Raw genomic sequence first — 24,912 nt, 5'->3', positions numbered from 1 at the left:
CACGGGAGAATGTCCCTTCCGCACCTGCGGGGGGCGAGCGACAAGGACAAGGAGCGTGCCCGCCGTGGACCAGGAGAACGTGAGCGCCACCCTGACGGTCGCCGTGCCCGAGGCCAGGGTGTTCGCCGTGCTGGCGGACCCGACGACCCATGCCGCGATCGACGGCACCGGCTGGGTGCGGGAGGCCGCCGACCGGGCCCCGCTGTCCGAGGTGGGGCAGGTCTTCCGGATGGACATGTACCACTCCCGGCACCCCGACGGCGACTACCGGGTGGCCAACCAGGTCCACGTGCTCGATCCGCCGCGCGCCATCGGCTGGCGGACGGGAACGGAGAAGGACGACGGCCGCCTGGAGTTCGGCGGCTGGACCTGGCGCTACGACCTCGCCCCGCTCGGCCCCTCCGAGACCGAGGTCACGCTCACCTACGACTGGTCCGCGGTGCCCGGCTCCGTCCGGGAGTACCTCCACTTCCCGCCGTTCGGCCCCGAGCATCTGATCAACTCGCTCAACCACCTGGCCGGGCTTGTCCGCGGTGAGTGAAGCCGCCGTCCGGGACGGCGCACCCTAGGTGCGTCCCGCCCGCTGCTGGGCGTCGCGCAGGGTGTCGGACGGGGCGGACCGGCGGGCCCGGATCACCGGGAAACCAACCTCCTCGCATGCGTCGCAGACGAGTTCGTCGCCATCGACCACGTGGCGCACCCGGCGGTCGCGGGCCATCCGGCGCAGGATCTCCGGCTTGGTGTGCCGGGCCGGGCGCCGGTCGCGGTCGGGGCGCATCCACAACCGGCCCTCGGGCAGGCCGTGCCGGGTGAGCCGGGCCAGCGTGTCGCGGCGGCAGCGCTCCGGGTGGCCGGTGAGGTGGACCACCTCGCACTCCTCGGCGTCGCGGAGCGCCCGGGCCACCCCCTCGGCGAGCGGCGGGTCCTCGGGGGCCGCCGCGAAGAAGGCCTTCCAGCCGCGTGGGGTGCCCTCCAGCAGGTGCTGCCGGTGGGTGCCGTCCAGGTCGAAGACCGCCAGGGGGCGTGCCGTCATGCCGTCGTCATCCTCTTCCGTCGCCGTCCCCTTCCGTTTCCGTCGTCGTGCGTGTCCGTCGTCTTCGCCGGGGCTCGGCCGGGGTGGCCGCGGACCGGACGGAATCGCATCCCCGTGCGAGGGGCAGGCGATGGTGATACGGGACGCGATACCCGGGCTGAGCGGGAGGGCGCGGAAGAGGGCGGCAGAGGACACAGAGGGCGCGCGGACGGGAAATTCGCGCGGCACAAAGACCTCTGCGGTCACGGCAGATGACATTCGCCCTTCCGGTTCTGCGCAAGAGCTCCCCACCGGCCAGGATCAACTTTCCAGCCGATTCCCTCCGTTGCCCCGCGAGCGACCCGGCGCCTGGGTAGTTTTTGTGCCGTGCCGCGATATGTCCGGCCCGAAGGCGCGGCGTTCGGGAATTCTGCACCCACCGCCATGGCCGGCACGTCGAATTCGCGATGACCGGAGAAAGGAAATCGATCCCGCATGACCACTGGAATCAAGGGCTGCGACAACCAGTCGAACTCGTTCGTGTCCTTCGTCAACGAGGAGCACGCCGGGGACAGCGAGTCGGTGTCCCCGCGGTCGTACAGCGACGCCTACGCGTGGATCTCGCAACACAAGGACAAGCCGCTGAGCGTACAGACCGGCCGGGGCCGCTGCATCATCTGGGACGACGACTGGAAGATCAAGGGGCAGTGGGACGACGGCCGGGGCGAGGTCGTCCTCGCCAAGGTCGAGCACAGCCCGCAGGACTACCGCATGACGGTCAGCACCACGGGCGACATCACGCTGGCCGCGGTCTGATCCGCGCACTCGTCAGCGAAGGAGCGCAAGAGCGGAACCGGAAACGAAAGAGGGGGACGGGATCAGCATGCCCATGGACAACTGGCGCATCACGAATGCCATGGAGAACCGGACCGGGAACTGGGTGTACTACATCTGTTCCGCCGCGGCGGCCTTCGCGAATCTCCATTTCAGCCGCCACGTCGACAACCCCGCCGACGACCATATGGCAACCAACGACGGAGCCTATTACTACTACGGCGTGACCGGGACGTTCAATCAGGCGGCACAACAGGCCGATCAGGCCGTCCGGCAGGCACTGGTCGACGCCTGGAACGACTACTTCACGGTATGAGTGAACGCTTCACGGCGGTGGGGAATCCGTGTGCTCGCCGCAGTGGCGGCACGGGTGCGAGGGCCGCGCCCGTACGGCACAGGGCGAGCCGGCCGGATCCCCCGCCGGCCGCGTGAAGCGCACCTGCAGCCGCCGTCACGGCACACCCCGCGGCACACTCACTCGAACAGCCGTACGCTCCGCTCGTCCCCGTCCGCCGGTCACCCGGCGGGTCGCCGGGGCCCACGGCGGGCGAAGCGGCCGTCCTGGCGCCCCGGAGGCGCCGTGACACCCTTCGGAAGTCTCCCGGCCCGGACGACCGGTCGGCCCGGCGAGAACCCCTCCGCCGCCGTCCTGGCGGCGGATGCGCCCTTGAGTGCATCGCCCGCAGGAGATTAGGTGGAGGGCGGCAATCCTGCCGCCGCCCCACGAGGGAGAGGGATTCCATGCCCGCACGACCTGCTGTCACGGAAGCGGAGCTTGAAGCTCACCTGCGCGGAATATGCTTCAAGACCGGGCCGCCGAGCCGTCTCGGGGTCGAGATCGAATGGCTGGTCCACGACGCGCGCAACCCCCGGTGTCCGGTCGCACCGGACCGGCTGCGCAGCGCCGCCACGACCCTGCGCGCCCTGCCCCTGAACTCCCTGCTGACCTTCGAACCGGGCGGCCAGCTGGAACTCAGCTCGCCCCCTGCCACCTCCCTGACCGGCTGCATCGAGGCCGTCACCGCCGATCTCGCCCTGGTCCGCCCCGCCATGCGGGCGATGGGTCTGGGCATGGCCGGCCACGGTCACAACCCCTGGCACCGCCCGCAGCGGGTGCTGACCGAGCCGCGCTACAACGCCATGGAGGCGTACTTCGACCGCTGGGGGTCCGCCGGGCGGTCCATGATGTGCGCCACCGCCTCCGTGCAGGTGTGCGTGGACGCCGGGTACGAGGAGCCCGGCCCGTTCGGGCACGGCCGGCGCTGGCTGCTGGCCCATCTGCTGGGCGCGGTGCTGGCCGCGGCGTTCGCGAATTCGCCGACCAGTGAGGGCTGCCCCACCGGCTACCGCACCACCCGCCAGGTCGTCTGGTCCCAGCTCGACCCGGCCCGTACGCTCGCCCCGCCGCAGGGGCCCGACCCGCGCGGCGCCTGGGTGCGCTACGTCATGGACGCGCCGGTGATGTGCATCCGCGCCGAGGACGGCCCCTGGGACGCGCCGGAGGGGCTCACCTTCCGGGAGTGGGTCCGCACCGGCGTCCCCCGGCCGCCCACCCAGGAGGATCTGGACTACCACGTCACCACGCTCTTCCCGCCGGTGCGCCCCCGCGGCCATCTGGAACTGCGCATGATCGACGCGCAGTCGGGCGAGGCCGGGTGGATCGTGCCGCTGGCCGTCACCGCCGCGCTGTTCGACGACCCGGAGGCCACGGAGTGCGCCTACCGCGTCGTCAAGCCCCTCGCGGAGACCGCCGGTGCGCGGCCGGCGCCGCGCAACCCGCTGTGGCGGCGCGCCGCCCGCGGGGCGCTGACCGACCCCGAGCTGCACGCCGCCGCGGTGGCCTGCTTCGCCGCCGCGCAGGAGGCCCTGCCGCGGCTCGCCGCCTCGCCCGAGGTGTGCGCGGCGGTCGCGGAGTTCACCGAGCGCTATGTGGCACGCGGCCGCTGCCCCGCGGACGACCATCTCGACGCCCTGTACGCCGCGGAGGGCGACCTCATCGTTGGGAAGGACAGCCAGTGACCATCGACCCCGAGCTCCTTCGTGAGCGGGCTGCCTCGGCGCTGCTGGCCGCCCGCGACCGCACCCGGCTGCTGACCACCTGCGTCGAGCATCCCGATCTCGTCGCCCAGCACTCCCCGCTGATGTCCCCCCTGGTGTGGGACCTGGCGCACATCGGCAACCAGGAGGAGCAGTGGCTGCTGCGCACCGTCGGCGGCCGTGACGCGCTGCGCCCCGACATCGACTCCGTCTACGACGCCTTCGAGCACCCCCGCGCCAGCCGTCCCTCGCTGCCGCTGCTGGCGCCGGACGAGGCGCACGGCTATGTCGCCGAGGTCCGCGGCCGGGTGCTGGACATCCTTCAGAGCACCCCGCTGCACGGCGGTCCGCTGCTGGACTCCGGCTTCGCCTTCGGCATGATCGCCCAGCACGAGCAGCAGCACGACGAGACCATGCTCATCACCCACCAGCTGCGCAGCGGCCCCGCCGTGCTCACCGCGCCCGAGCCGCCGCCCGTCACGGACGAGATCATTCCGGCCGAGGTCCTGATATCCGGCGGCCCGTTCACCATGGGCACCTCCACCGAGCCCTGGGCGCTGGACAACGAACGGCCCGCCCACCCGCGGCTGGTCCCGGCCTTCCTCATCGACACCACGCCCGTCAGCAACGGCGCCTACCAGCGGTTCCTGGAAGCCGGTGGCTACGAGGACCCGCGCTGGTGGGCCCCGGAGGGCTGGGCGCAGGTACAGGAACACGGGCTGCGCGCCCCGATGTTCTGGAAGCGGGACGGCGGCCAGTGGCTGCGCCGGAGGTTCGGGGTGACCGAGCCGGTGCCGCCGGACGAACCGGTGCTGCACGTGAGCTGGTACGAGGCGGACGCCTATGCCCGCTGGGCGGGGCGGCGGCTGCCGTCCGAGGCCGAGTGGGAGAAGGCCGCCCGCTACGACCCGGCGACCGGGCGGGCCAGGCGCTACCCCTGGGGCAACGAGGACCCCACGCCGGCCCACGCCAATCTCGGCCAGCGGCATCTGCGGCCCGCCCCGATCGGCAGCTACCCCGAGGGGCAGTCCCCGCTGGGCGTACGGCAGCTGATCGGCGATGTGTGGGAGTGGACGTCGAGCGACTTCCTGCCCTACCCGGGGTTCGCCGCCTTCCCCTACCGGGAGTACTCCGAGGTGTTCTTCGGCGACGAGCACAAGGTGTTGCGCGGCGGGTCGTTCGCCGTCGATCCGGTTGCCTGCCGGGGCACCTTCCGCAACTGGGACCTGCCGGTGCGGCGGCAGATCTTCGCCGGCTTCCGTACCGCCCGCGATGCCGACCCGGAGGCGGGCGCATGAGGTCCACCGCCCGGCCGGCCCGGGAGGCCCGTTTCTGATGTGCCGTCATGTTGCGTATCTGGGGCCCGAGATACCCTTCGAGCGGCTGGTGCTGTCCCCGCCGCACAGCCTCTACCGCCAGTCGTGGGCGCCGCGCCACCAGCGGCACGGCACGGTCAACGCGGACGGCTTCGGCGTCGGCTGGTACGCGCCGGGCGACCCGGTGCCCGCCCGCTACCGGCGGGCCGGGCCGATCTGGGGCGACGAGCTGCTGCCCGACCTGGCGCGGGTGGTGCGCACCGGCGCGCTGCTCGCCGCCGTGCGGGACGCCACGGTCGCCGGCGCGGACGCCGAGGCCGCGGCCGCGCCGTTCGCCGGCGGACGCCATCTGTTCAGCCACAACGGCGCGGTGACCGGCTGGCCCGACTCGCTCGCCCCGCTGGCCGCCGAGCTGCCCGCCGGGGAGCTGCTGCGACTGCCGGCCCGCTGTGACGCGGCGTTCCTGTGGGCGCTGGTGCGCCATCGCCTGGAGCGCGGCGACGAGCCCGGTGAGGCGCTGGCCGCCACCGTCACGGCCGTCGCCGCCGCCGCACCCGGCTCCCGGCTCAATCTGCTGCTCACCGACGGCACCACCATCGCCGCCACCGCCTGGGGCGACACCCTCTGCCACCTGGCCGTCCCCGGGGGCGGCCAGGCCGTCGCCTCCGAACCGTACGACGATTCCCCCCACTGGACCGAGGTCGCCGACCGCACCCTGCTGCGGGCCACCCGGACCGAGGTCCACCTCACCCCGCTCAAGGAGCCCGCCACGTGAGCCCCCTCAACATCACCCGCACCCTCCCCGCCGACGCCACCGCGGCCGCGCTGCGCGCCGATGTCACGCAGGGGCTGTCCCGCACTCCCAAGCAGCTGCCGCCCAAGTGGTTCTACGACGCCCGCGGCAGCGAGCTGTTCGAGGACATCACCAAGCTGCCCGACTACTACCCGACCCGCGCCGAGCGGGAGATCCTGCTCACCCGGGCCGACCACATCGCCGCGGCCACGCAGGCCCGCACGCTGGTCGAGCTGGGCTCCGGCTCGTCCGACAAGACCCGCCACCTCATCGGCGCGCTCGACTCGCTGCACACCTATGTGCCCATCGACGTCAGCGAATCGGCGCTGGCCGCGGCGGGCGAGGCGCTGCTCACCGAGCACCCCGGCCTGAGCGTGCACGCGCTGGTCGCCGACTTCCAGCGGGGCATCGAGCTGCCCGACACCCCCGGTCCGCGGCTGCTCGCCTTCCTCGGCGGCACGCTCGGGAATCTGCTGCCGGAGGAGCGCGCGGCCTTCCTGCGCTCGGTGCACGCCATGCTGTCCCCGGGCGACGCGCTGCTGCTCGGCACGGACCTGGTCAAGGACGAGGCCACCCTGGTGGCCGCCTACGACGATCCGCAGCGGGTGACGGCCGCGTTCAACAAGAACGTCCTGGAGGTCATCAACCGCGAGCTGGGCGGTGACTTCGATCCGGCGGACTTCGACCACGTCGCCGTGTGGGACGCCGGGCAGGAGTGGATCGAGATGCGGCTGCGGGCCCGCAAGGACCTGACGGTGAAGATCCCCGGCGTGGATCTCGCGGTGGCCTTCGCCGCGGGCGAGGAGATGCGGACCGAGGTCTCGGCGAAGTTCCGCCAGGAGGGCGTGCGCGCGGAACTCGCCGCGGCCGGACTGGAGTTGAACAACTGGTGGACGGACAGCGCGGACCGTTTCGCGTTGTCCCTGGCCTTCCGCGTCTGAGCGCCCCGCCCACCCGGCCGGTGTGACCGACGGGTCCGCCGGCTGGGTGTCATGTCCACGGTCGATGTGGTTCGATGCCCCGATCGCAGCTTCGTACCGGAGCGGCCGGTGCGGGGGCCACGCAGACTCGACGGACAGGGGAAGCGGCATGGGGCTGGGACTGGATCGGCGGGGGTTCCTCAGAGGTGCGGCCGGACTGTCGGCCGCCGGGGTGCTGACGGGCATCGGCAGCGGGCAGTTCACGGCGGGCGCCGCACAGCGCCGCCCCACCGCGGTGTCCGTACAGGACTGGATGTCGGCGCTCGCCGACTCCACCCCCGTCCAGCGGCTGACGATCCCGGGCACCCATGACTCCGGCGCCCGGATCGGCGGCCCCTGGGTCGCCTGCCAGAACACCTCCGTGGACGCCCAACTCGCCTCCGGCATCCGCTTCCTGGACGTCCGCTGCCGGGCCATCGACGGCGTCTTCGCCATCCACCACGGCGCGTTCTACCAGCAGCTGATGTTCGGCGACGTGCTCAACGCCTGCCGGGCGTTCCTCCAGTCGCACCCCTCCGAGACGGTGCTGATGCGGGTCAAGCAGGAGTACTCGGAGGTCTCCGCCGAGGACTTCCGCCAGATCTTCGTCAGCTATCTGGACACCAAGGGCTACCGTTCGCTGTTCCGCCTGGACGGCGGGCTGCCGACGCTGGGGCAGGCCCGCGGCCGGGTCGTGCTGCTGGCGGACTCCGACGGTCTGGGCGGCGTCCGCTACGCCGATCCGCAGCTCTTCGACGTCCAGGACGACTACATGGCGGAGCCGTTCGGGAAGTACCCGAAGGTCGAGGCCCAGTTCCGCAAGGCCGTCAGCCAGCCGGGCAAGCTCTTCGTCAACTACGTCAGCACCTCCGCCTGGCTCCCGCCCCGCTCCAACGCGGACCGCCTCAACCCGCAGGTCAAGGGGCTGCTGACGGGCTCGGAGGGCAGCCGCTGGACGGGGCTTGGCATCGTCCCGACGGACTTCCCGAACGAGACCGGGCTGGCCGGGGTGCTGATCGCGCACAACCTCGCGGGGCAGGGGATCCGGCTCACCCGACCGGCCTAACGGAAACGCGCCGCGCCCCGCCGCCGTCCCGCACGCCACGGCCCGGCCATCCGGCCTACCGGACGCCGGATGTGACGGGTGCTCCGCTGCCGTCCGGACGCAATGCCGCCCCTCGGTGCGAAGGATTTGCCCAGGTGAGCCAACCGCGACACCCCGCCCTGCATCAGACTGGGTGAAATGTCTGGTTCCGGTGACGCCCCCCGTCCGACGGGGTGACACCGGCTGATGCGGGGAGGCGGCGGCTGGTGACGACGAGCGAACGCGGTACCGCGCCGGCGGACGACCCCGGGCGGACGGACGAGGGCCCCGGAGCACCGCCGGCCCCCGGCTGCCCGGCCCCCGGCGGCCCGCCGTGCACGGGGCGCGGCCGGCCCGGCGTGCCGCTGCGGACCTCGCTGGCGCTCGGGGTGGTGGCCATCGTGGTGGGCAGCGCGGCACTGGCGCTGCGCTCCTCTTCGCACGACCCGTACCTGGCCGCCGGGGACCCCGCCTCGGGTGCGTATCTCGCGCCGCCGGCCGAGGGCGACCGGGCCGCCGCTGCCGTGCTCTCCGGACCGTACGTGGAGCGGCCCGGGCCGCTGGTGCCGGTCCGGCGCGGCACCGCCACCGCCGTCCCGACGTCGGTGTCCCGGCCGCTGATGGCGACCCCGGCGGAGCCCGCCCCGGCGGTCGGCGCGCTCTTCTCCCCCGACGACGACGGCAATCCGGTCCACCACTGCACGGCCAGCGTGGTGCACTCCCCGGCGGGCGACCTGGTGGTGACCGCGGCGCACTGCGTGCACGACGACGGCTTCCGCACCCGGCTGGTGTTCGCGCCCGGTCTGCACGACGGGGTCGCGCCGTACGGGCTGTGGGTGCCCAGCCGGATCGACGTCGACCCGCGCTGGGTCAGCAACCGGGACCCCGACCACGACGTGGCGTTCTTGCGGGTGCGCAGGGCGGGGCGGGCCGGCGGCCCGATCGAGGACGTCACCGGCGCCGAACGGATCCGCTTCGACGCGCCGCCCGGGCGCCCGGCGCAGCTGACCGGCTACCCCGAGGACCAGGACAGACCGGTCAGCTGCCGGCACACGGCGGACGTCCAGAGCCCGACCCAGCTCCGGTTCGCCTGCCCGGGGTTCCCGAACGGGACGAGCGGCGGGCCGATGCTCACCGACCTCGACCCGGCCACCGGCACCGGCTCGCTGATCGGGGTGATAGGCGGTCTGGACGAGGGCGGTGACGACCTCGTGTCGTACAGCAGCCGGTTCGGCGCGGATGTCGCCGCGCTCTACCGGCGGGCGACCGCGGGGCCGGCCACGAAGGCGGCCAGGCCGGCCCCCGGCGCCGAGGCGCTCGGGCTCAGGCCCCGCGCGGCACCACGGTCTTGAGGACGGACGGCAGCGGATACCAGTCGGCGGTGGCGAAGCTCGCGTGCGCCGAGGCGAGCTGACCGACCCGGGCCAGCGCCTGTGCCTCGGTCGGGTGGGTGGCGTCGATGGCCGGCGGCACGTTGTGCGCGTCGGTCATGATGAGCAGGTAGTGGCGGGTGTCGTACCAGGCGGTGTCGATACTGCCGTTCAGGTAGGTCGCGGCATCCCCGTCGAAGACCACGAACCAGGGGCGCAGCGCCGGGTCCGCGTAGCGCTCGCGGGGGTCGCCGGGGGCCGCGCCGTGCACCGCGGGGAACGCCGTGGACCGCGCCAGCTTCCCCTGCGCCGCGAGGTCCTTGAGGTGTCCGGCGTACTCCACGTCCGTCCACAGCTTGTCGAACGGGTTCTTCTCCTCGACGGTGCCCGGTATCAGCTCGAAGAGGAACTTGCCGGCCAGGTCGGCGCGGGAGGGCCAGCCGCCGGCCCGCACCGCGTCGTCCAGGGTGGCGTGCCCGCCGGTGAGGTCGCCGGGGCCGTAGACCGCGTCACCCAGCTTCTGGCGCACCAGCGCGTCGAACTCGGCCGGGCCGCGCCCGCCCTTGGCGTTGAAGCCGTCCTTCATCTCGACCTTGAACAGGATCGGACGGTGGCCGGGGTGGGCGTCGTGCCAGGCCTTCATGTCGGCGAGGCAGCCGGCGAAGTCCTGGTTGCGGGCCCTGGTGCGCAGCTGGGAGGCGTCGGCCGCGCCCTCGCAGTTGCTGTCGTTGCCGAGCGGGTTGGCGTGCGCGACCCGGAAGGACCTGCCCAGTCCGTTGGTCCAGAGGTCGAGTTCGAGCAGTGCGGCGCCGGAGTCCAGGGCGTCCGCGAAGTACGGGTACTTCCCCTTGTCGTAGGCGTTGTGCACGCCCACGGACGTGCTGGTGCCGTACGTCGTGCCGGCCGGCTCGGCGCCCGCCGGGCCGCTCACCGCGAGCAGTGCCGCCGCCGCGACGGCGACCGTTCCCACACTCCGCTTGCCGTTCATGTTCCCCGCTTTCCTGGAGGTCGTCGGCCGGCCGGCACCGGTCCGGCGGCCGCCCGTCCGGTCGGTCGCCCGGACGATCGGGCAGCAGCGTACGGGAGTTGCGCGGTGAGGGGACCACGGAGACGGTGGAGAGTGGAGGAACGGCCGGTGCCGGTGGAGCGGCGGCCGGGCGACGCGGCCCGCAACCGGAGCCCAGGGCGCTCTCCGGGGAAGCACACGAGAACGGCGCCGACCTCGTCGGCGCCGCTCGGACAGGCCCTGCGAATCCCCGTGCGGGGCGGAGGTCAGCCCGCCGCGTAGACGTCCTCGATGTAGCGGCCGGAGGCGGTCAGTTCGCGCAGCCAGGCCTCGGACTCCTGCGGGGAGGCGCCGGTGCGGGTGCCGTGCAGGGCGCGGAAGGCGTCCCGGACACCGGGTGCCATCCGGCTGCCGTCGCCGCAGACGTACACCCGCGCGCCGGCCTGGAGCAGCTCCCACACCTCGGCGCCCTCGGCGGCGATCCGGTGCTGGACGAAGCGGTGGCCGTGCTCGGGACGGGCACTGAAGACCGGGCGCACGGACACCGCGCCGGCGGCCTCGGCGGCGGCGAACTCCGCGGCGTGCAGGAAGTCGCCGTCCGGGTCGTCACAGCCGAAGTAGAGCCGGGCGGGTGCCGTTTGGCTGGCGGCGACCCGGTCGGCGACCGCGCCGCGGAAGGGTGCCAGGCCGGTGCCCGCCGCGACCAGGATGACCGGGGTCCCGTCGGCCGGGTCGAGGCGGAAGGCCTCACGGCAGGGCTGCACACGGGCCAGGACGGTGTCGCCGGGACGCAGCGCGTGCAGATGGGTCGAGCCGGTGCCGCCGGGCAGCAGCGAGACCATCAGATCGGCGTGCCGGGGGTCGGCGGCCGGGGAGGACGACAGGGAGTAGTGGCGGATGCGCAGCGGCGGCAGCAGTTCCATCAGCACCGGCCAGGGCAGCACCCCGCGCAGCGCCGGGTAGGCCTCGATCAGCTCGATCACGGTGCGCGGGTCGTCCTCGGCGAGGTGCTCCAGCGCGATCCGCTCGGGCGGGCACGGGTTGTGCGCCGCCAGTACGGCGCACTGGTCGGGGGTGGGCCGCTGCCCCAGTTCCAGGTGGTGGGTCAGGAGCTGGCGCACCGTCAGGGGACGGTCGACGGGTAGCGTGTCACGGGCGGGCCGGCCGGCGCTGTGCAGGGCCAGGAGCGTGTCGGGGTCGGCGCCCAGGGCATGGGCGGCGCGGGCGACGGCGGCGGGGGTGTTGGCCGGGAGCACGGCGAGGTGGTCGGCGGTGCGGTAGGTGACGCCGTCGGGCAGGGCGATCCGCAGGAAGCGCTTGGGCCGGGGCCAGCCCTCGGCGGTCAGGTCACGGGCCTCGGTGACGGTCATCGGGACGAGGTCGTGGCGGGCGGCGAGCGCGTCCAGCGGGCCGCCGGTGATCTCGGTGACGGTGTAGCCGGTGTCCTGCGCGGCCGGGGCGGCGGCGCCGACGGTGTCCGGGTCGCCGTAGCGGGTCAGCAGTTCGGTGCGCAGCGCGGCGGTGAACTCCTTGACGGTGCCGCCGAGGTCGCCGGAGGCGTCGGCCTCGGCGCGCGGCAGCAGCCGGTGCGCGCCCAGGGCGTCCAGCCGGTCGTCGATGAGGGTCGGGACGTGCTGGTAGGTGGCGGCCCAGTTGCGGTCGCCGACACCGAGGACGGCGAACGGCACGTCGGCCGCGGCACCGTCGGGCGCGGTGTTCAGCCACTGCACGAAGGCGGCGGCGTCATCGGTGGGCCGGCCGTTGTAGGAGGCGGCGACGATGACGACCGGCCGGTCGTCCGGGAGCGCGCCGGCCGCCGCGTCCAGCGGGGCCACCTCGGCGGCGCAGCCCAGGCCGGTGGCCTCGTCGGCGAGCCGCTCGGCGAACTCCCGGCAGGTGCCGTAGTTGCTGCCGTGCAGTACCAGCAGTCCGGTGCCCTGGCGCACCCGGGTCGCCAGCCCCTCGTCGGTGGCGGCGTCCTCGCCGGTGGTCGCGCCGGCGCCGGGAAGCACGGCCAGCGCGGCGCGGACCGCCGCCCGGTCGGCGGGCGTACGGGCGGCGAGGGTCAGGGTGAATCCCTCGGGCTTGAGGGTGAGCGTCTCCTTGATGCGCAGCCGGTAGTCGTCGTGGTCGATCAGCCGGTAGCGGTGGGCGAGGAGGGCCAGCAGCATGGTCGCCTCGTGGAGGGCGAACTGCCGCCCGATGCAGGCGCGTTCACCGGTGCCGAACGGCTTGTACGCGTGCGGGGAGCGGGCCGCCTCGGCCTCCGGGCTGAAGCGGGAGGGGTCGAACAGCTCGGGATTGTCGCCCCAGGCCGGGTCGCGGTGCAGCATCGGGGTGAGCACGGTGATCAGCTCCCCGGCCTTCACCGGGTAGCGGCCGCCGAGCAGGGTGTCCTCGCGGGCCTGGCGGCTGAAGGCGGCGGCGGTGGGCCACAGCCGCAGCGCCTCGTTGAGGACCTGGCGGGTGAACGGCAGCCGGCCGATGTCCTCGAACGTCGGGTCCGGATCGGCCTGATCGCCCCACAGCTCGTCCGCCTCGCGCTGCACCATCCGCAGCGCCACCGGGTCCTTGAGCAGGTGGTACAGGGCGAAGGAGAGGGCGCCCGAGGTGGTCTCGTGACCCGCGATCAGGAAGGTGATGACCTGGTTGCGGATGTTGGCGAGATCGAGGGTGGGACCGTCCGCCGCGCCGCCCTCCCGGCCCCGCGCGCCGAGCATCAGGCCCAGCAGGTCGTCGTCCCCGCTCTCCCCGCCAGCCGTGCGGGCGGCGATGACCTCGTCGACGACGGAGGCCAGGTAGTCCGCGTCGGCCTGGAACGCCGCGTCCGCCGCCGAGTGGTCGGCGTCGGGGTCCCGGGAGAACTTCGTCATGCTCCACTCCAGGCAGCGCACCATCGCCTCGACGAAGGGGTGCGCGCCCTCACCGCGGGAGAACGACTCGAAGTCGAAGCCGAAGCCGGCCAGTCCGATGGTGTCCAGCGTCATCCGGGTCATGTCCTCGGCGACGTGGACGGGCGTGCCGTCGGCCACCCGGCGGTCCCAGGACGCCATGACCCGGCGGGCGACCTTGAGCATCGCCGGGTGGTAGGTGCGCATCGAGCCGAGCGCGAAGGCCGGCATCAGGACCTCGTGCGCCTTGGCCCAGTTCGGCTCGTCGTTGTAGGCGGTGAACAGACCGTCACCGGCGAACTCCCGGACGTTCTCCAGCACGACCGACACGCCCTTGCTGAAGCGCGATTCGTCGGCGACCTCGGTGACCAGGTCGAGCGAGGAGACGAACAGCGACCGGTGATCGCCGTACTTGCGCCGGTAGGCCGGGCCGTGGATCCGGGTGAGGTCCATGGCCTGCTGAATGGGCGTCCCGGTGAGCCCGACCTCGGTGAGGTCGGCCACCGGAAGGCCGTCGTCGGCGGCGAGTTCGTCACTGTGGAGCGCGATGGTGTCGGTCATGACTCCAGCGTGCAGGGCCCGGAGCCCGGGTCGGACCCCGGCAACTGCATGATTGTGCAGTGGTTTTTCACCACGCGCTCTTGCACACGGACCGGAGAAGGGCCATGGACAACGAGACTGCCGACGGGGCGCCGGTTGCCGGTGATCCCGGCACGCCGCCCTGCACACCCCGCCCGGTCGATCCGGCCGGACCCTACGCGGACGGCCCCTGGCGCAACTACTTCCTGATCCTGCTGGACCGCATCCCCACGCCGATCGCGGTGTGCACGGCCCACGGCGAGGTGCTGATCGCCAATCCGGCCATGGCCACCGAGTGGGGCGCGCACCCGGGACAGCTGCGCGGCCGCAATCTGCTGGACCTCTTCGAGCCCCGGGCGAAGGCGCAGCTCGACCGGCTCACCGAGGCCCTGCGGCTGGGGCGCCGGTCGCGCTATCCGATCGAGGTGCGGTGGCCGGCCGGCCCCGACGGCACCGCGCGGGAAGGGGAGCTGACGATCGACCCGGTGGGCGACCCCTCGGTGACCCCGCCGGCGCTGCTGGCGCTGCTGCGGGTGCGCGAGAGCGGGCCGCCGCCCGCGCCACGCGGCTCGGCCAGCCCGGTCGAGGCGCGGATCCTGGCGCTGGCCGCGGGCGGCGCGACCACGGCGTCGATCGGGACGGCGCTGGGGCTGACCGTCGACGGGGTGAACTACCACCTCACCCGGCTGGCCCGCCGCTGGCGGGTACAGGGCCGTACCGCGCTGGTGGCCAGGGCCTACGTGCTGGGCGTGCTGGCACCGGACAGCTGGCCGCCGGAGCCCGCCTGACGGCCCGGGCGGCAGGCCCCGGGCAGACCACCGGGCCGCCGGGCGGCCGGCACGCGTGTACGGATAACCTCCCTCGTGTGGAGGACAACGAGCAGCACGAGCAGCGCGAGGAACACGACGGGCACGACGCGCGGGCGGCCGGGCAGTTCGAGCGCGGGACGGACGGCCCGAAGGTCATCGTCGTGGGCATCGACGGCTCCGACTCGTCGTGGCGCGCCGCCGCCTACGCGGCGGGGCTGGCCCGGCGTCAGTCCTCGAAGCTCGCCCTGGTCTACGTCCAGCCGGTGCTGCCGGCCGGGGCGGCGATGGGGGCGCCGGTCGCCGACGCCACGGACGAGGTGGCCGAGGAGCTGATGACCGAGATCCGCCGGGCGACCGAGCGGCCCTCGGGGACGCACCCCCTGCGCTGGGAGTTCCACACCCTGCGGGGCGACCCGTACACCGGGATGGTGCGGATGGCCGACGACCTCAAGGCCGACGCGGTGGTGGTCGGCGCCTCGGAGTCGGCCGGGCACCGCATCATGGGCTCGGTCGCCGTGCGCCTGGTCAAGGCCGGTCGCTGGCCGGTCACCGTCGTCCCCTAGCGACGTCCGCCCCGGCGCCCCGGGGCGGCTGCTCCGCTGGTGGGGCCGGGCGGGCTGAGGCACGGTGGGAAGTGGACGGGCGGAGCGCCGCCCCGGCGAGGGAGACCACCGTGACCGACCGCACGTATCGCGTGACCGAGATCGTCGGAACGTCCCAGCAGAGCATGGACGCCGCGGTCCGCAACGGCATCAAGCGCGCCTCGGAGACCCTGCGCAACCTCGACTGGTTCGAGGTGACCCAGGTCCGCGGGCATATCGTCGACGGCGAAATCGATCACTACCAGGTCGGTCTGAAGGTCGGGTTCCGGCTGGAGGAGAACGACTGACACCCGCCGCGAGGGGCCACGCAGGGCGTCGCGGCCCCTCGATGATCCGAACGACACGCCATGGTCCCCGCCGTACGGGGACCGCTCCGTGGCGTCGCCTTCCTTAGTCGTCCCCGAGGGTCCATGATGAGCCGCCGTCGGACCACATCGGAGCGACGGAGGGATGACGCATGGGGCTGCGCGCGGGACAGGGCGTATTGCGCCGCAAACCGATCGAACACATCGAGGAGACGGAAGGCAGCTCGAACGAGCAGCTCACCCGGGCACTCGGCCTCTGGCAGCTGACCGCCATCGGTGTCGGCGGCATCATCGGCGCGGGCATCTTCACCCTGGCCGGCACCGTCGCGAACGGCAAGGCCGGCCCGGCCGTGGTGATCTCCTTCCTCATCGCGGGCATCGCGAGCGCCGCGGCCGCCTTCTCCTACGCCGAGTTCGCCGGACTGATCCCGAAGGCGGGATCGGCCTACACCTACGGCTACGCGGTCCTCGGCGAGTTGGTGGGCTGGTTCATCGGCTGGGACCTGCTGCTGGAGTACACCGCGATCGTGGCGGTGGTGGCGATCGGCATCTCCGGCTACTTCGGCTTCCTCCTCGGAGAGCTGGGCGTCGATCTGCCCGCCTGGATGCTGGGCGCGCCGGGCACGGGCACCGGGCACCGGGTCGACCTGTTCGCCGCGGCGCTGTGCCTGCTGATCGCCTACCTGCTGACCCTGGGCATCAAGAACGCCGCGCGCTTCGAGACGATCGTGGTGGGGCTGAAGGTGCTCGTGGTGATCGTGGTCATCGCGGTCGGCTTCTTCCACATCAAGACCGCGAACTACACCCCGTTCTTCCCGTTCGGGGTGAGCGGCGCCTTCACCGGGGCTGCCACCGTCTTCTTCGCGGTCTTCGGCTACGACGCGATGAGCACCGCGGCCGAGGAGTCCAAGGACGCCCAGCGCCACATGCCGAAGGCGATCCTCTATTCGCTGGCCATCTCCATGGTGCTGTACGTCCTGGCCTGCCTGGTCCTGACGGGGATGCAGAACTACCGGCAGATCGACCCGGAGAGCGGCTTCTCCTCGGCGTTCAAGTCGGTGGGCCTGAACGGTCTGGCGGACGTCATCGCGGTCGGCGCGATCATCGGCATTCTGACCGTCATGTTCACCTTCATGCTCGGGGTGACCCGGGTGTGGTTCTCGATGAGCCGGGACGGGCTGCTGCCGAAGTGGTTCGCCAAGACCAGCGCCAAGCACCGGGTACCGACCCGGGTGACGTGGATCGTGGGCTTCGCCTCCGCGGCCATCGCGGGCTTCCTGCCGATCGGTGAGGCCGCCGAGCTGACGAACATCGGGATCCTGCTCGCGTTCGTGGTGGTCTGTGTCGCGGTCATCGTGCTGCGCTACAAGCGGCCCGAGCTGCCGCGGACGTTCCGTACGCCCGGCATGCCGGTGGTGCCGGCCGTCGGGGTGTGCTTCTCGCTCTGGCTGATCACGTTCCTGGCCTGGCAAACCTGGGTCCGCTTCGTGGTGTGGTTGCTGATCGGCCTGGTCATCTACTTCACGTACTCCTACCGCCGTTCCAACCTGGCGCGGGCGGCGGGGACCGCCGCCTCCGGTACGGACGGCGGCGGCGAGGCGCGTTGACGCCGGGGGCCGGGCGGCGGCACACGACGGGGACCGGCGGACGCACCCGGCCGGTCCCCGCGCGGTCAGAAGACGAACGGCCCCGGCGACTGCGGGGTGGTGGCCTTGCAGGTGGCCGTGATGCCCAGCACCACGACCTTCAGGGAGGTGGCCGCCAGGCTGTCCCCCGGGGCGACCGTGCCGGTGAGCGGGCCGGTGGAGACCTCGCCGCCGGCCGGGATCGCCGGGTTGGCGCTGCCCTTGAACTGGGTGGTCCCGGAGCCGTTCTTGGTCAGGGTGAGGGTGGAGGTGACCGAGTTCGCGCCGATGGGTATCGGGGAGCTGATGGCCTTGGTGGCCAGGCTGATGGTTCCGGTCGTGCCCTTCTCGGTCGCGGTGAGCGTCGCCGAGCCGGAGCCGTACCAACCGCAGTCGAACGAGAGGGTCGCGGTGCCGGGGGTCACCGTGGCGGCGGGCGCCATGGCGAGCGTGCCCGCGGCGGCGAGGGCGACGGCGAGCGCCGTCCCGAAGCCGAGTCTGCCGGGTCTGAGGTGTCTCATGGGGGTACCGCCTTCATGAGGGGGGTGCGGGTCGATGCCACCGGCCGCCGAGGGGATACGCGAGGGAACGGCAGGCAGCCACGCGGGGGCCGCGGCCGGACCCCGCGCCGATCGGTCGGCAAGACCTGACGACCAGTCACCAACCCGTATGACGCTGCCCATTGAGGCATGCACCCCTGAAGAGAGCAAGGCAGGTACCGCATGATTTTCGGTGCTCCGACCAGCGGTTCACCGCTCCCCACCCCTTGCCTCACCGGCGCCCCCGGGGCCACACCCGCCCCCACCTCCGGGCCCCGGACGCACCGGAGTTACCCCCACGCCCTCTTGACGCGCCTCGGGCCGCCACCAAGAATGAGCGCGCCTTGACAACGTTGTCGGACATCGGGTGCCTCTGCCGTCCCCGCGCGCCCGGCGCTCTCGTGCGACGACGACCCGACCCCGGAGGTCCGAATCCATGCCATGGCTCAGACGTACCCGGCTGCGTACCGCGGGCGCGGCGCTGGCGGCCGCGCTCCTCGGGTGTGCGCTCACGGCCCCCGCCGCGCAGGCCGCGCCGCCCGGCGGTCCGCTCACCGATCTGGTCAACCCGTTCATCGGCACCCGCAACGACGGCAACACCTACCCGGGTGCCGCCGTCCCGTTCGGCATGGTGCAGCTCAGCCCCGACACCGGCCACTACGCCGGCTACGGCTGGGACGACGACCACATCCGCGGCTTCAGCGCGGTGCATCTCTCCGGTGTCGGCTGCGGGATCGGCGGTGACCTGCCGGTGCTGCCCACCACGGGCGAGATCACCGAGACCGACAACGCCAAGTACGCGGCCGCCTACGGCCATGACGACGAGTCGGCCCGCCCCGGCTACTACCGCGTCGGCCTGAAGTCCTACGGCGGGATCACCGCCGAACTGACGGCCACCGCCCGCACCGGAAAGCAGCGCTACACCTTCCCGGCCACCGACCGGGCCAATGTGCTGCTCGACGCGGGCCAGTCGCTGCACCGGACGGTCTCCACGCGGGTCGAGGTGCTCGACGCCCGCACCATCCGTACGACGATCACCGGCCGCGGCTTCTGCCAGGACACCAAGCCGTACACGGTCCACACGCTCACCCGCTTCGACCGGCCGTTCGCGTCGTACGGGACGTGGGAGGGCGACAAGGTGACGGCCGGCTCACGGGACTCCACGGCCACCGGCCGGCACGGCGCCTACGCCCGCTTCGACACCCGCACGGACCGCACCGTCGAGGCGACCACCGCGATCAGCTATGTGGACGCGGCGGGCGCGGCGGGCAATCTGCGTGCCGAGGGCGGCCGTTCCTTCGACCGGACGAGGGCCGCGGCCGATGCCGCCTGGGAGCACCGCCTGGCGCTGGTGCGCGCCCGGGGCGGCGACCGGCCGCTGCGCCGCACCTTCTACTCCTCGCTCTACCGGTCCTTCCTCGCGCCGAACGTCGGCAGCGACGCGGACGGCCGGTACACCGGCTGGGACCAGCGCGTCCACCGGGCCGAGGGGTTCACGTACTACCAGAACTGGTCGCTGTGGGATACCTACCGCACCCAGGCACAGCTGCTGGCGCTGCTGGCGCCGGGTGAGTCCCGCGACATGGCGCTGTCGGTGCTGCGGATCGACAAGGAGAGCGGCTGGCTGCCCAAGTGGGGCTACGGCACGGTCGAGACCAACGTCATGACCGGCGATCCGGTCACGCCCTTCCTGACCAACGCCTATCAGCAGGGGCTGTTGCGGGGCCATGAGGAGGAGGCGTACGCGGCGCTGAGGAAGAACGCCGACGGGGTGCCCCCGGCCGGCTCCCCGGCCGTCGGCCGGGAGGCCAACGCGCCGTACGTGAAGGACGGCTTCGTGCCGTACCTCAAGGACCACCGGCCACCGAAGTCCGGCGACTCCGACTTCGCGCAGGGCGCCTCGGCGACCCTCGAATACGCCCTGTCGGACGCCATGCTCGCCCGGATGGCACGCGATCTGGGCCACACCGCGGACGCCGACCGTTACGCGGCCCGGTCCCACAACTACCGCTCGCTCTACGACGGTTCGACCGGCTTCTTCCGGGCCCGCGACGCCAAGGGCGCCTTCACCGGCCCCGCCGACCCGGCCAAGAGCGTGGGCTTCCACGAGGGCACGTCCTGGCAGTACCAGTGGCTGGTGCCGCAGGACCTGCCGGGGATGCTCGACCTGATCGGCGGCAAGGACAAGGCCGACGCGCGCCTGGATTCCTTCTTCGCCTACCCGAAGTTGCTGGCGGACCCGGCGAAGACGGCCCGCGAGGTGTGGGTCAACGGCCCCTACGACTACTACAACGCGGACAAGTACAACCCGCAGAACGAGCCCGACCTGATCGCGCCGTACACGTACCTCTCCACCGGCCGTCCCTGGAAGACCACCGACGTGGTGCACGCCGCGCTGACCCTCTTCACCGACGCCCCCACCGGGATGACCGGGAACGACGACCTGGGGACGATGTCGGCGTGGATGGTGCTCTCCTCGATGGGGATGTTCCCGGTCCAGCCGGGCACCGACACCTGGGGGCTGAGCACGCCGGTCTTCGACCGGGTGGACCTGACCCTGGACCGGCGCTACTACCCGTCCGGCCACTTCAGCATCGCGGCGCCCGGTACGTCCGCCGCCGACCGCTACGCGCAGTCCGTCCGCCTGGACGGCGCCGACCACGACCGCACGTACCTCACCACCGGTGAGCTGCGCGCGGCCCGCGAACTGTCCTTCGCCGTGGGCCCGGAGCCGTCCGCCTGGGGCACCGGTCCCCATGCCGCCCCGCCGCCGGTGGGCGGCCCGGTAGCGCGCGCCGGGGAGCACTGAGCGCAGGGCTGCCGGACCGCGGTGCCGGCCCGTCCCCCGGGGGCCGGCACCGCGCCGCCGGGCGCGGGCGCGACCGGCGTCAGCCCTGGAGGGCCTGCCAGAACTCGTCGAAGGACATCTTGCCGTCGTGGTCGGTGTCCTTGGACTTGATGACGGCCTCGGCCATCGGGCCGGTGACGTAGGGGTCGCCCATCTCGGCCATCGCGTGCTTGAACTCGTCCGGCGTGACCTGGCCGTCGCCGTCCGCGTCGAACCGGTCGAACGCCGCCCGGGCCTGCTCGATGTTTGCCATGAGAGGGTGCCCCCTTCGTGATGGTGCGCAGTGCTGCGCGGTGCTGTTGCCTGGTGATCTGACCTGCGTACATTAGCGGACCGTCAAGAGGCTTCCGGCCGCGCCCTCTGCCGGGCCAGGTAGGGCGCGGTACGGCTGTCCGGGGCCGCCGCCACCTCGGCCGGCGTGCCCGTGGCCACGATCCGGCCGCCGTCCGCGCCGCCGCCGGGGCCGAGGTCGATGACGTGGTCGGCGCCGGCCACCACCCCCATGTCGTGCTCGACGACCACCACGGTGTGACCGGCGTCGACCAGGCCGTGCAGCTGGTGCAGCAGCACCTCGGTGTCGGCGGGGTGCAGTCCGGTGGTGGGCTCGTCGAGCAGGTAGAGGGTGTGGCCGCGGCGGGTGCGCTGGAGTTCGGCGGCGAGCTTGATGCGCTGGGCCTCGCCGCCGGACAGTTCGGTCGCGGGCTGGCCCAGCCGCAGGTAGCCCAGGCCCACGTCCTGGAGGGTGCGCAGGCTGCGGGCGGCCGCGGGGACGTCGGCGAGGAAGCCGGCGGCCTCGTCCACGGTCATCTCCAGGACGTCGGCGACGGTGCGGTCCCGGTAGGTGATCTCCAGGGTCTCGGGGCGGTAGCGGGCGCCGTGGCAGGTGCTGCAGGGTGCGTAGGTGCCGGGCAGGAAGAGCAGTTCGACGGCGACGAAGCCCTCGCCCTGGCAGGTCTCGCAGCGGCCGGCGGCGACGTTGAAGGAGAAGCGTCCGGCGGTGTAACCGCGGGCGCGGGCCTCGTCGGTGGCGGCGAAGACCTTGCGCACGGCGTCGAACAGCCCGGTGTAGGTGGCGAGGTTGGAGCGCGGGGTCCGGCCGATCGGCTTCTGGTCGACGCGCACCAGCCGGTCGATCGCCGCCAGCCCCTCGGCGCCGGCCAGTTCCGCGCGGGCGCCGGCCCCGGCGCCGGCGGCCTCGGCCTCGTCCCCGCCGGCCGCGCCCTGCCGTTCCTCGCCGGTGCCGGTGCCGAGGTGGTCGCGTACGACGTCCGCGAGGACCCGGGTGACCAGCGTCGACTTGCCGGAACCGGAGACGCCGGTGACGGCGGTGAAGACGCCGAGCGGGAAGGTGGCGTCCAGCCCGCGCAGATTGTGCAGGGTGATGCCGCGCAGCGTCAGGGCGCCCGCGGGGCGGCGCACGGTGCGCGCCGGGGGCGGTTCGGTGGCGAAGAGGAACCGGCGGGTGGCGGAGGCCGCGGTGTCCGCGAGCCCGGCGACCGGTCCGCTGTGCAGCACCTGCCCGCCGTGCTCCCCGGCGCGCGGGCCGACGTCCACGATCCAGTCGGCGCGGCGCACCACCGCCATGTCGTGCTCGACGACGAAGAGGGAGTTGCCGGCCTCCTTGAGCCGGCCCAGCACCGTGAGCAGCGACTCGGTGTCGGCGGGGTGCAGTCCGGCGGAGGGTTCGTCCAGGACGTAGACGACGCCGAAGAGGCCGGAGCGCAGCTGGGTGGCCAGCCGCAGCCGCTGCAGTTCGCCGGACGAGAGGGTGGGCGCGGGCCGGTCCATGCTGAGGTAGCCCAGGCCGAGTTCGGTGAGCACCTCGATCCGAGCCACCAGGTCGCGGGCGAGGGTCGGGGCGACCCCGTCGTCCGCCCGCCCGGCGGTGGGCCGCAGCAGCCGCTCCAGCGCGCTCAGCGGCCGACCGGCGAGGGTCGCGATGTCGTCCCCCTCGAAGGTCACGGCCAGGGCCTCGGGGCGCAGCCGCCGCCCGCGGCACACCGGGCAGGGTTCGGCGACCATGAACCCCTGGACGCGCCCGCGCAGCGTGTCGCTCTTGGAGTCGGCGAAGGTGTGCAGCACATAGCGGCGGGCGCTCATGTACCGGCCCTCGTAGGGACGCTGGATCCGGCCCACGTCACGCACCGGGTGCACGGTGACGACGGGCTGCTCGTCGGTGAACAGGATCCAGTCGCGGTCGGCCTGCGGCAGCTCCCGCCAGGGCCGGTCCAGGTCGTATCCGAGGGTGGCGAGGATGTCGCGGAGGTTCTTGCCCTGCCAGGCGCCCGGCCAGGCGGCGACGGCGCCCTCCCGGAGGGAGAGCGACGGGTCGGGGACGAGGGACTCCTCGGTGACGCGGTGCACGGTGCCCAGGCCGTGGCACTCGGGGCAGGCCCCGGCCGCGGTGTTGGGCGAGAAGGAGTCGGAGTCCAGCCGTGGCGCGCCCGGCGGGTAGTCGCCGGCGCGGGAGAAGAGCATGCGCAGGGTGTTGGACAGGGTGGTGACGGTGCCGACCGAGGAGCGGGAGGTGGGCGCCGAGCGCCGCTGCTCCAGGGCGACGGCGGGCGGCAGCCCGGTGATGTCCTCGACCTTCGGCGCGCCCACCTGGTGGATCAGCCGCCGGGCGTAGGGGGCCACCGACTCGAAGTAGCGGCGCTGCGCCTCGGCGTAGAGGGTGCCGAAGGCGAGGGAGGACTTGCCCGACCCGGACACCCCGGTGAACGCGACCAGCGCGTCCCTCGGGATGTCCACGTCGATGCTGCGGAGGTTGTGCTCACGGGCGCCGCGCACCCGTACGTACGAGTCGGTCATCCCTCCATGATCGGGCACCGTCAGGGCGTGTCCGGGCCGGACGCGAGGGCGGCGCGGATCCGCTCGCGGGCCTCGTCCCAGGGGAGCGGGGTGGCGACGACCGCGCGCAGGGCACGCAGCCGGCGGGGCGGGACCCCGGTGGCCAGCACGCCGACGGCGCTGCCGTCCCGGCCGTAGAGCGCGACGGCGTGCCGCTGCGCACGGTCCAGGACGGTGGTCTCGACGCGGTCGGCGCCCGCGGTGAGTCCGTAGGCCTGGATCTTGAGGTGGTACTGGTCGGACCAGAAGTACGGCACGGGGGCGAAGGGGCGGCGTTCGGCTGCCGGGGCGCGCTCCCCGTCCCCGGCGGCGGGGGCGGCCTGCGCGGCGAGTTCGGCCAGGAGGTTGCGGGCGGCGGCCATGCCCTGCTCGGTGGCGTTCATCCGGTGCTCGAAGCGCAGCGGACGGCCGTGCAGCGGATGGTCCCAGCGCGCCACGTCGCCGGCGGCGTAGATGCCGGGGGCCGCGGCGCAGTACGCGTCGCAGCGCAGCCCGTCGGTGGTGTCCAGGGCGGTGTCGGCCAGCCATCCGACGGCGGGCCGGGAGCCGATCGCCAGCAGCACGAGGTCGGCCGGCAGCCGGCTGCCTCCCCCGGCGGCTGTGCCCCCACCGCTGGCCAGCCGGACGGCGGTGACCTGCTCGCCGCCCGTACCCGCCGGGTCCGCGGGGACCGTCTCGAAACCCTCCACCGTGCCGGTGCGCAGCGCGACGCCGCGGGCGCGGTGCTCCTCGGCGAGCAGCGCGCCGACCTCCGCGCCGACGGCCTCGGCCATCGGCGTCCCCACCATGCCCACGAGGGTGACCTCGTGCCCCAACTCGCGTGCCACCGCGGCCGCTTCACAGCCCAGCACGCCGTTTCCGACGATCACCAGGCGCCGCCCGCCTCCCCCGGCGGCTGCGCCCTCACTGCCGGGGGTACCCCCATTGGCCAGCAGGCCGCGCAGGGTCAGCGCGTCGTCCAGGGTGCGCAGGGTGTGCACCCCGGCGATGCGGTCGGCGCCGGGCAGCGAGCGGGCCGCGACACCGGTCGCGACGATCACGCCGGCGCAGGCGAGCGTCTCCGGCTCCCGGCCGGACGGGTCGGCGCCCGCCGGGCCGTCGAGGGTGAGGGTGCGGGTGGCCACGTCGAGGCCGGTGGCGCGGGTGCCGAGCCGCAGGTCCAGGTCGAGCGGGTCGAGCTGCTCCTCGGTGCGCAGCAGCAGTTTCTCCGGCTCCCAGGCGCCGTGCAGCAGTTGCTTGGACAACGGCGGCCGGTCGTAGGGGAGGTGGGGTTCGTCGCCGATGAGGGTGAGCGGGCCGCGCCAGCCGCCGCGCCGCAGCGCCTCGACCGCGGCGAGGCCGGCCGCCGAGGCGCCGACGACGGCTATCGGCAGGGCGGTCATGCGCGCACCTCGCGCACGGGCGCCGGTCGGACGGCGACGGCGGCGCGGGCCGGGTCGGCAACGGGGGTGAT

General features: G+C 73.4%; 21 protein-coding genes. 14 read left to right on the top strand and 7 right to left on the bottom strand.

Going from position 1 to position 24,912, the window contains the following annotated elements:
- Nucleotides 1–64 precede the first annotated feature (64 nt).
- The gene (locus ACQP17_RS30205) at nucleotides 65–541 is read left to right on the top strand and encodes a polyketide cyclase (RefSeq protein ID WP_433859117.1); all 477 of its coding nucleotides are present in this window, start codon (nucleotides 65–67) and stop codon (nucleotides 539–541) included.
- Between the two features lie 24 nt (nucleotides 542–565).
- Here the strand turns inward: ACQP17_RS30205 and ACQP17_RS30200 are convergent, their stop codons facing one another.
- Nucleotides 566–1,033, bottom strand: coding sequence for a hypothetical protein (locus ACQP17_RS30200; protein WP_433859116.1), 468 nt, complete (start codon nucleotides 1,031–1,033; stop codon nucleotides 566–568).
- 474 nt (nucleotides 1,034–1,507) lie between these two features.
- Between ACQP17_RS30200 and ACQP17_RS30195 the strand changes: the two genes are divergently transcribed.
- The 8 genes from ACQP17_RS30195 (at nucleotide 1,508) to ACQP17_RS30160 (ending at nucleotide 9,387) form a co-directional block, all read left to right on the top strand.
- Nucleotides 1,508–1,828, top strand: a complete 321-nt coding sequence (locus tag ACQP17_RS30195) for a hypothetical protein (RefSeq protein WP_433859115.1) — start codon at nucleotides 1,508–1,510, stop codon at nucleotides 1,826–1,828.
- A 67-nt stretch (nucleotides 1,829–1,895) separates the two neighbouring features.
- On the top strand, nucleotides 1,896–2,162 hold the full coding sequence (locus ACQP17_RS30190; RefSeq protein ID WP_229699653.1) for a hypothetical protein: 267 nt from the start codon (nucleotides 1,896–1,898) through the stop codon (nucleotides 2,160–2,162).
- 425 nt (nucleotides 2,163–2,587) lie between these two features.
- Nucleotides 2,588–3,865 (top strand): ergothioneine biosynthesis glutamate--cysteine ligase EgtA, encoded by a 1,278-nt coding sequence (egtA, locus tag ACQP17_RS30185; RefSeq protein ID WP_433859114.1) that lies wholly within the window; start codon nucleotides 2,588–2,590, stop codon nucleotides 3,863–3,865.
- A complete protein-coding gene (egtB, locus tag ACQP17_RS30180) occupies nucleotides 3,862–5,181 on the top strand; it encodes an ergothioneine biosynthesis protein EgtB (protein ID WP_433859113.1) in 1,320 nt (439 codons plus the stop codon). The genes egtA and egtB overlap by 4 nt, the downstream gene beginning before the upstream one ends.
- 37 nt (nucleotides 5,182–5,218) lie before the next feature.
- A complete protein-coding gene (gene egtC / locus ACQP17_RS30175; RefSeq protein WP_433859112.1) occupies nucleotides 5,219–5,974 on the top strand; it encodes an ergothioneine biosynthesis protein EgtC in 756 nt (251 codons plus the stop codon).
- Complete coding sequence (egtD, locus tag ACQP17_RS30170; RefSeq protein ID WP_433859111.1) at nucleotides 5,971–6,933, top strand: L-histidine N(alpha)-methyltransferase; 963 nt, start codon at nucleotides 5,971–5,973, stop codon at nucleotides 6,931–6,933. The genes egtC and egtD overlap by 4 nt, the downstream gene beginning before the upstream one ends.
- A gap of 148 nt (nucleotides 6,934–7,081) precedes the next feature.
- Complete coding sequence (locus tag ACQP17_RS30165) at nucleotides 7,082–8,017, top strand: phosphatidylinositol-specific phospholipase C (RefSeq protein WP_433859110.1); 936 nt, start codon at nucleotides 7,082–7,084, stop codon at nucleotides 8,015–8,017.
- 245 nt (nucleotides 8,018–8,262) lie between these two features.
- A complete protein-coding gene (locus ACQP17_RS30160) occupies nucleotides 8,263–9,387 on the top strand; it encodes a trypsin-like serine peptidase (protein WP_433859109.1) in 1,125 nt (374 codons plus the stop codon).
- Here ACQP17_RS30160 and ACQP17_RS30155 read toward each other — a convergent pair.
- Nucleotides 9,359–10,393, bottom strand: coding sequence for a phosphatidylinositol-specific phospholipase C domain-containing protein (locus tag ACQP17_RS30155; RefSeq protein WP_433859108.1), 1,035 nt, complete (start codon nucleotides 10,391–10,393; stop codon nucleotides 9,359–9,361). The genes ACQP17_RS30160 and ACQP17_RS30155 overlap by 29 nt on opposite strands.
- A gap of 284 nt (nucleotides 10,394–10,677) precedes the next feature.
- Nucleotides 10,678–13,863 (bottom strand): cytochrome P450, encoded by a 3,186-nt coding sequence (locus ACQP17_RS30150; protein WP_433859107.1) that lies wholly within the window; start codon nucleotides 13,861–13,863, stop codon nucleotides 10,678–10,680.
- A 104-nt stretch (nucleotides 13,864–13,967) separates the two neighbouring features.
- Between ACQP17_RS30150 and ACQP17_RS30145 the strand changes: the two genes are divergently transcribed.
- The 4 genes from ACQP17_RS30145 to ACQP17_RS30130 all read left to right on the top strand — a co-directional run bounded on the left by ACQP17_RS30145 (nucleotide 13,968) and on the right by ACQP17_RS30130 (nucleotide 17,204).
- The gene (locus tag ACQP17_RS30145; protein ID WP_433859106.1) at nucleotides 13,968–14,669 is read left to right on the top strand and encodes a PAS domain-containing protein; all 702 of its coding nucleotides are present in this window, start codon (nucleotides 13,968–13,970) and stop codon (nucleotides 14,667–14,669) included.
- Nucleotides 14,670–14,746: 77 nt separating this feature from the next.
- Nucleotides 14,747–15,253 carry a universal stress protein gene (locus tag ACQP17_RS30140; protein ID WP_433859105.1) on the top strand — a complete coding sequence of 169 codons (507 nt, stop codon included), beginning with the start codon at nucleotides 14,747–14,749 and terminating at the stop codon, nucleotides 15,251–15,253.
- 110 nt (nucleotides 15,254–15,363) lie between these two features.
- Entirely contained in the window at nucleotides 15,364–15,579 is a 216-nt protein-coding gene (locus ACQP17_RS30135) for a dodecin (RefSeq protein ID WP_364875907.1), read from the top strand.
- A 170-nt stretch (nucleotides 15,580–15,749) separates the two neighbouring features.
- A complete protein-coding gene (locus tag ACQP17_RS30130) occupies nucleotides 15,750–17,204 on the top strand; it encodes an amino acid permease (protein WP_433859104.1) in 1,455 nt (484 codons plus the stop codon).
- Nucleotides 17,205–17,269: 65 nt separating this feature from the next.
- Here the strand turns inward: ACQP17_RS30130 and ACQP17_RS30125 are convergent, their stop codons facing one another.
- Nucleotides 17,270–17,743, bottom strand: a complete 474-nt coding sequence (locus ACQP17_RS30125; RefSeq protein ID WP_364875902.1) for a hypothetical protein — start codon at nucleotides 17,741–17,743, stop codon at nucleotides 17,270–17,272.
- Nucleotides 17,744–18,197: 454 nt separating this feature from the next.
- On the opposite strand from ACQP17_RS30125, the gene ACQP17_RS30120 reads away from it, so the two are divergent.
- Nucleotides 18,198–20,570: a GH92 family glycosyl hydrolase gene (locus ACQP17_RS30120; RefSeq protein WP_433859103.1), complete on the top strand. Its 2,373-nt coding sequence runs from the start codon at nucleotides 18,198–18,200 to the stop codon at nucleotides 20,568–20,570.
- 79 nt (nucleotides 20,571–20,649) lie between these two features.
- Here ACQP17_RS30120 and ACQP17_RS30115 read toward each other — a convergent pair whose 3' ends face one another.
- The 3 genes from ACQP17_RS30115 to ACQP17_RS30105 all read right to left on the bottom strand — a co-directional run bounded on the left by ACQP17_RS30115 (nucleotide 20,650) and on the right by ACQP17_RS30105 (nucleotide 24,841).
- Nucleotides 20,650–20,862: an EF-hand domain-containing protein gene (locus ACQP17_RS30115; protein WP_364875898.1), complete on the bottom strand. Its 213-nt coding sequence runs from the start codon at nucleotides 20,860–20,862 to the stop codon at nucleotides 20,650–20,652.
- An 83-nt stretch (nucleotides 20,863–20,945) separates the two neighbouring features.
- The gene (locus ACQP17_RS30110; RefSeq protein ID WP_433859102.1) at nucleotides 20,946–23,420 is read right to left on the bottom strand and encodes an ABC transporter; all 2,475 of its coding nucleotides are present in this window, start codon (nucleotides 23,418–23,420) and stop codon (nucleotides 20,946–20,948) included.
- A 20-nt stretch (nucleotides 23,421–23,440) separates the two neighbouring features.
- Entirely contained in the window at nucleotides 23,441–24,841 is a 1,401-nt protein-coding gene (locus ACQP17_RS30105) for an NAD(P)/FAD-dependent oxidoreductase (protein WP_433859101.1), read from the bottom strand.
- Nucleotides 24,842–24,912: the final 71 nt, after the last annotated feature.

The organism is Streptomyces kronopolitis (assembly GCF_050953795.1).
Taxonomy (GTDB): domain Bacteria; phylum Actinomycetota; class Actinomycetes; order Streptomycetales; family Streptomycetaceae; genus Streptomyces; species Streptomyces kronopolitis_A.
Note: the sequence above shows the minus strand (reverse complement) of the source record. Positions and strands in the feature narration are given on the sequence as shown.

Coding starts and splice junctions, on each gene's coding strand:
- ACQP17_RS30105 (WP_433859101.1), bottom strand. CDS start 24,841: ATGACCGCCCTGCCGATAGCCGTCGTCGGCGCCTCGGCGGCCGGCCTC.
- ACQP17_RS30120 (WP_433859103.1), top strand. CDS start 18,198: ATGCCATGGCTCAGACGTACCCGGCTGCGTACCGCGGGCGCGGCGCTG.
- ACQP17_RS30195 (WP_433859115.1), top strand. CDS start 1,508: ATGACCACTGGAATCAAGGGCTGCGACAACCAGTCGAACTCGTTCGTG.
- ACQP17_RS30145 (WP_433859106.1), top strand. CDS start 13,968: ATGGACAACGAGACTGCCGACGGGGCGCCGGTTGCCGGTGATCCCGGC.
- egtC (WP_433859112.1), top strand. CDS start 5,219: ATGTGCCGTCATGTTGCGTATCTGGGGCCCGAGATACCCTTCGAGCGG.
- ACQP17_RS30110 (WP_433859102.1), bottom strand. CDS start 23,420: ATGACCGACTCGTACGTACGGGTGCGCGGCGCCCGTGAGCACAACCTC.
- ACQP17_RS30125 (WP_364875902.1), bottom strand. CDS start 17,743: ATGAGACACCTCAGACCCGGCAGACTCGGCTTCGGGACGGCGCTCGCC.
- egtA (WP_433859114.1), top strand. CDS start 2,588: ATGCCCGCACGACCTGCTGTCACGGAAGCGGAGCTTGAAGCTCACCTG.
- ACQP17_RS30190 (WP_229699653.1), top strand. CDS start 1,896: ATGCCCATGGACAACTGGCGCATCACGAATGCCATGGAGAACCGGACC.
- ACQP17_RS30130 (WP_433859104.1), top strand. CDS start 15,750: ATGGGGCTGCGCGCGGGACAGGGCGTATTGCGCCGCAAACCGATCGAA.
- ACQP17_RS30200 (WP_433859116.1), bottom strand. CDS start 1,033: ATGACGGCACGCCCCCTGGCGGTCTTCGACCTGGACGGCACCCACCGG.
- ACQP17_RS30165 (WP_433859110.1), top strand. CDS start 7,082: ATGGGGCTGGGACTGGATCGGCGGGGGTTCCTCAGAGGTGCGGCCGGA.
- ACQP17_RS30150 (WP_433859107.1), bottom strand. CDS start 13,863: ATGACCGACACCATCGCGCTCCACAGTGACGAACTCGCCGCCGACGAC.
- ACQP17_RS30155 (WP_433859108.1), bottom strand. CDS start 10,393: ATGAACGGCAAGCGGAGTGTGGGAACGGTCGCCGTCGCGGCGGCGGCA.
- ACQP17_RS30115 (WP_364875898.1), bottom strand. CDS start 20,862: ATGGCAAACATCGAGCAGGCCCGGGCGGCGTTCGACCGGTTCGACGCG.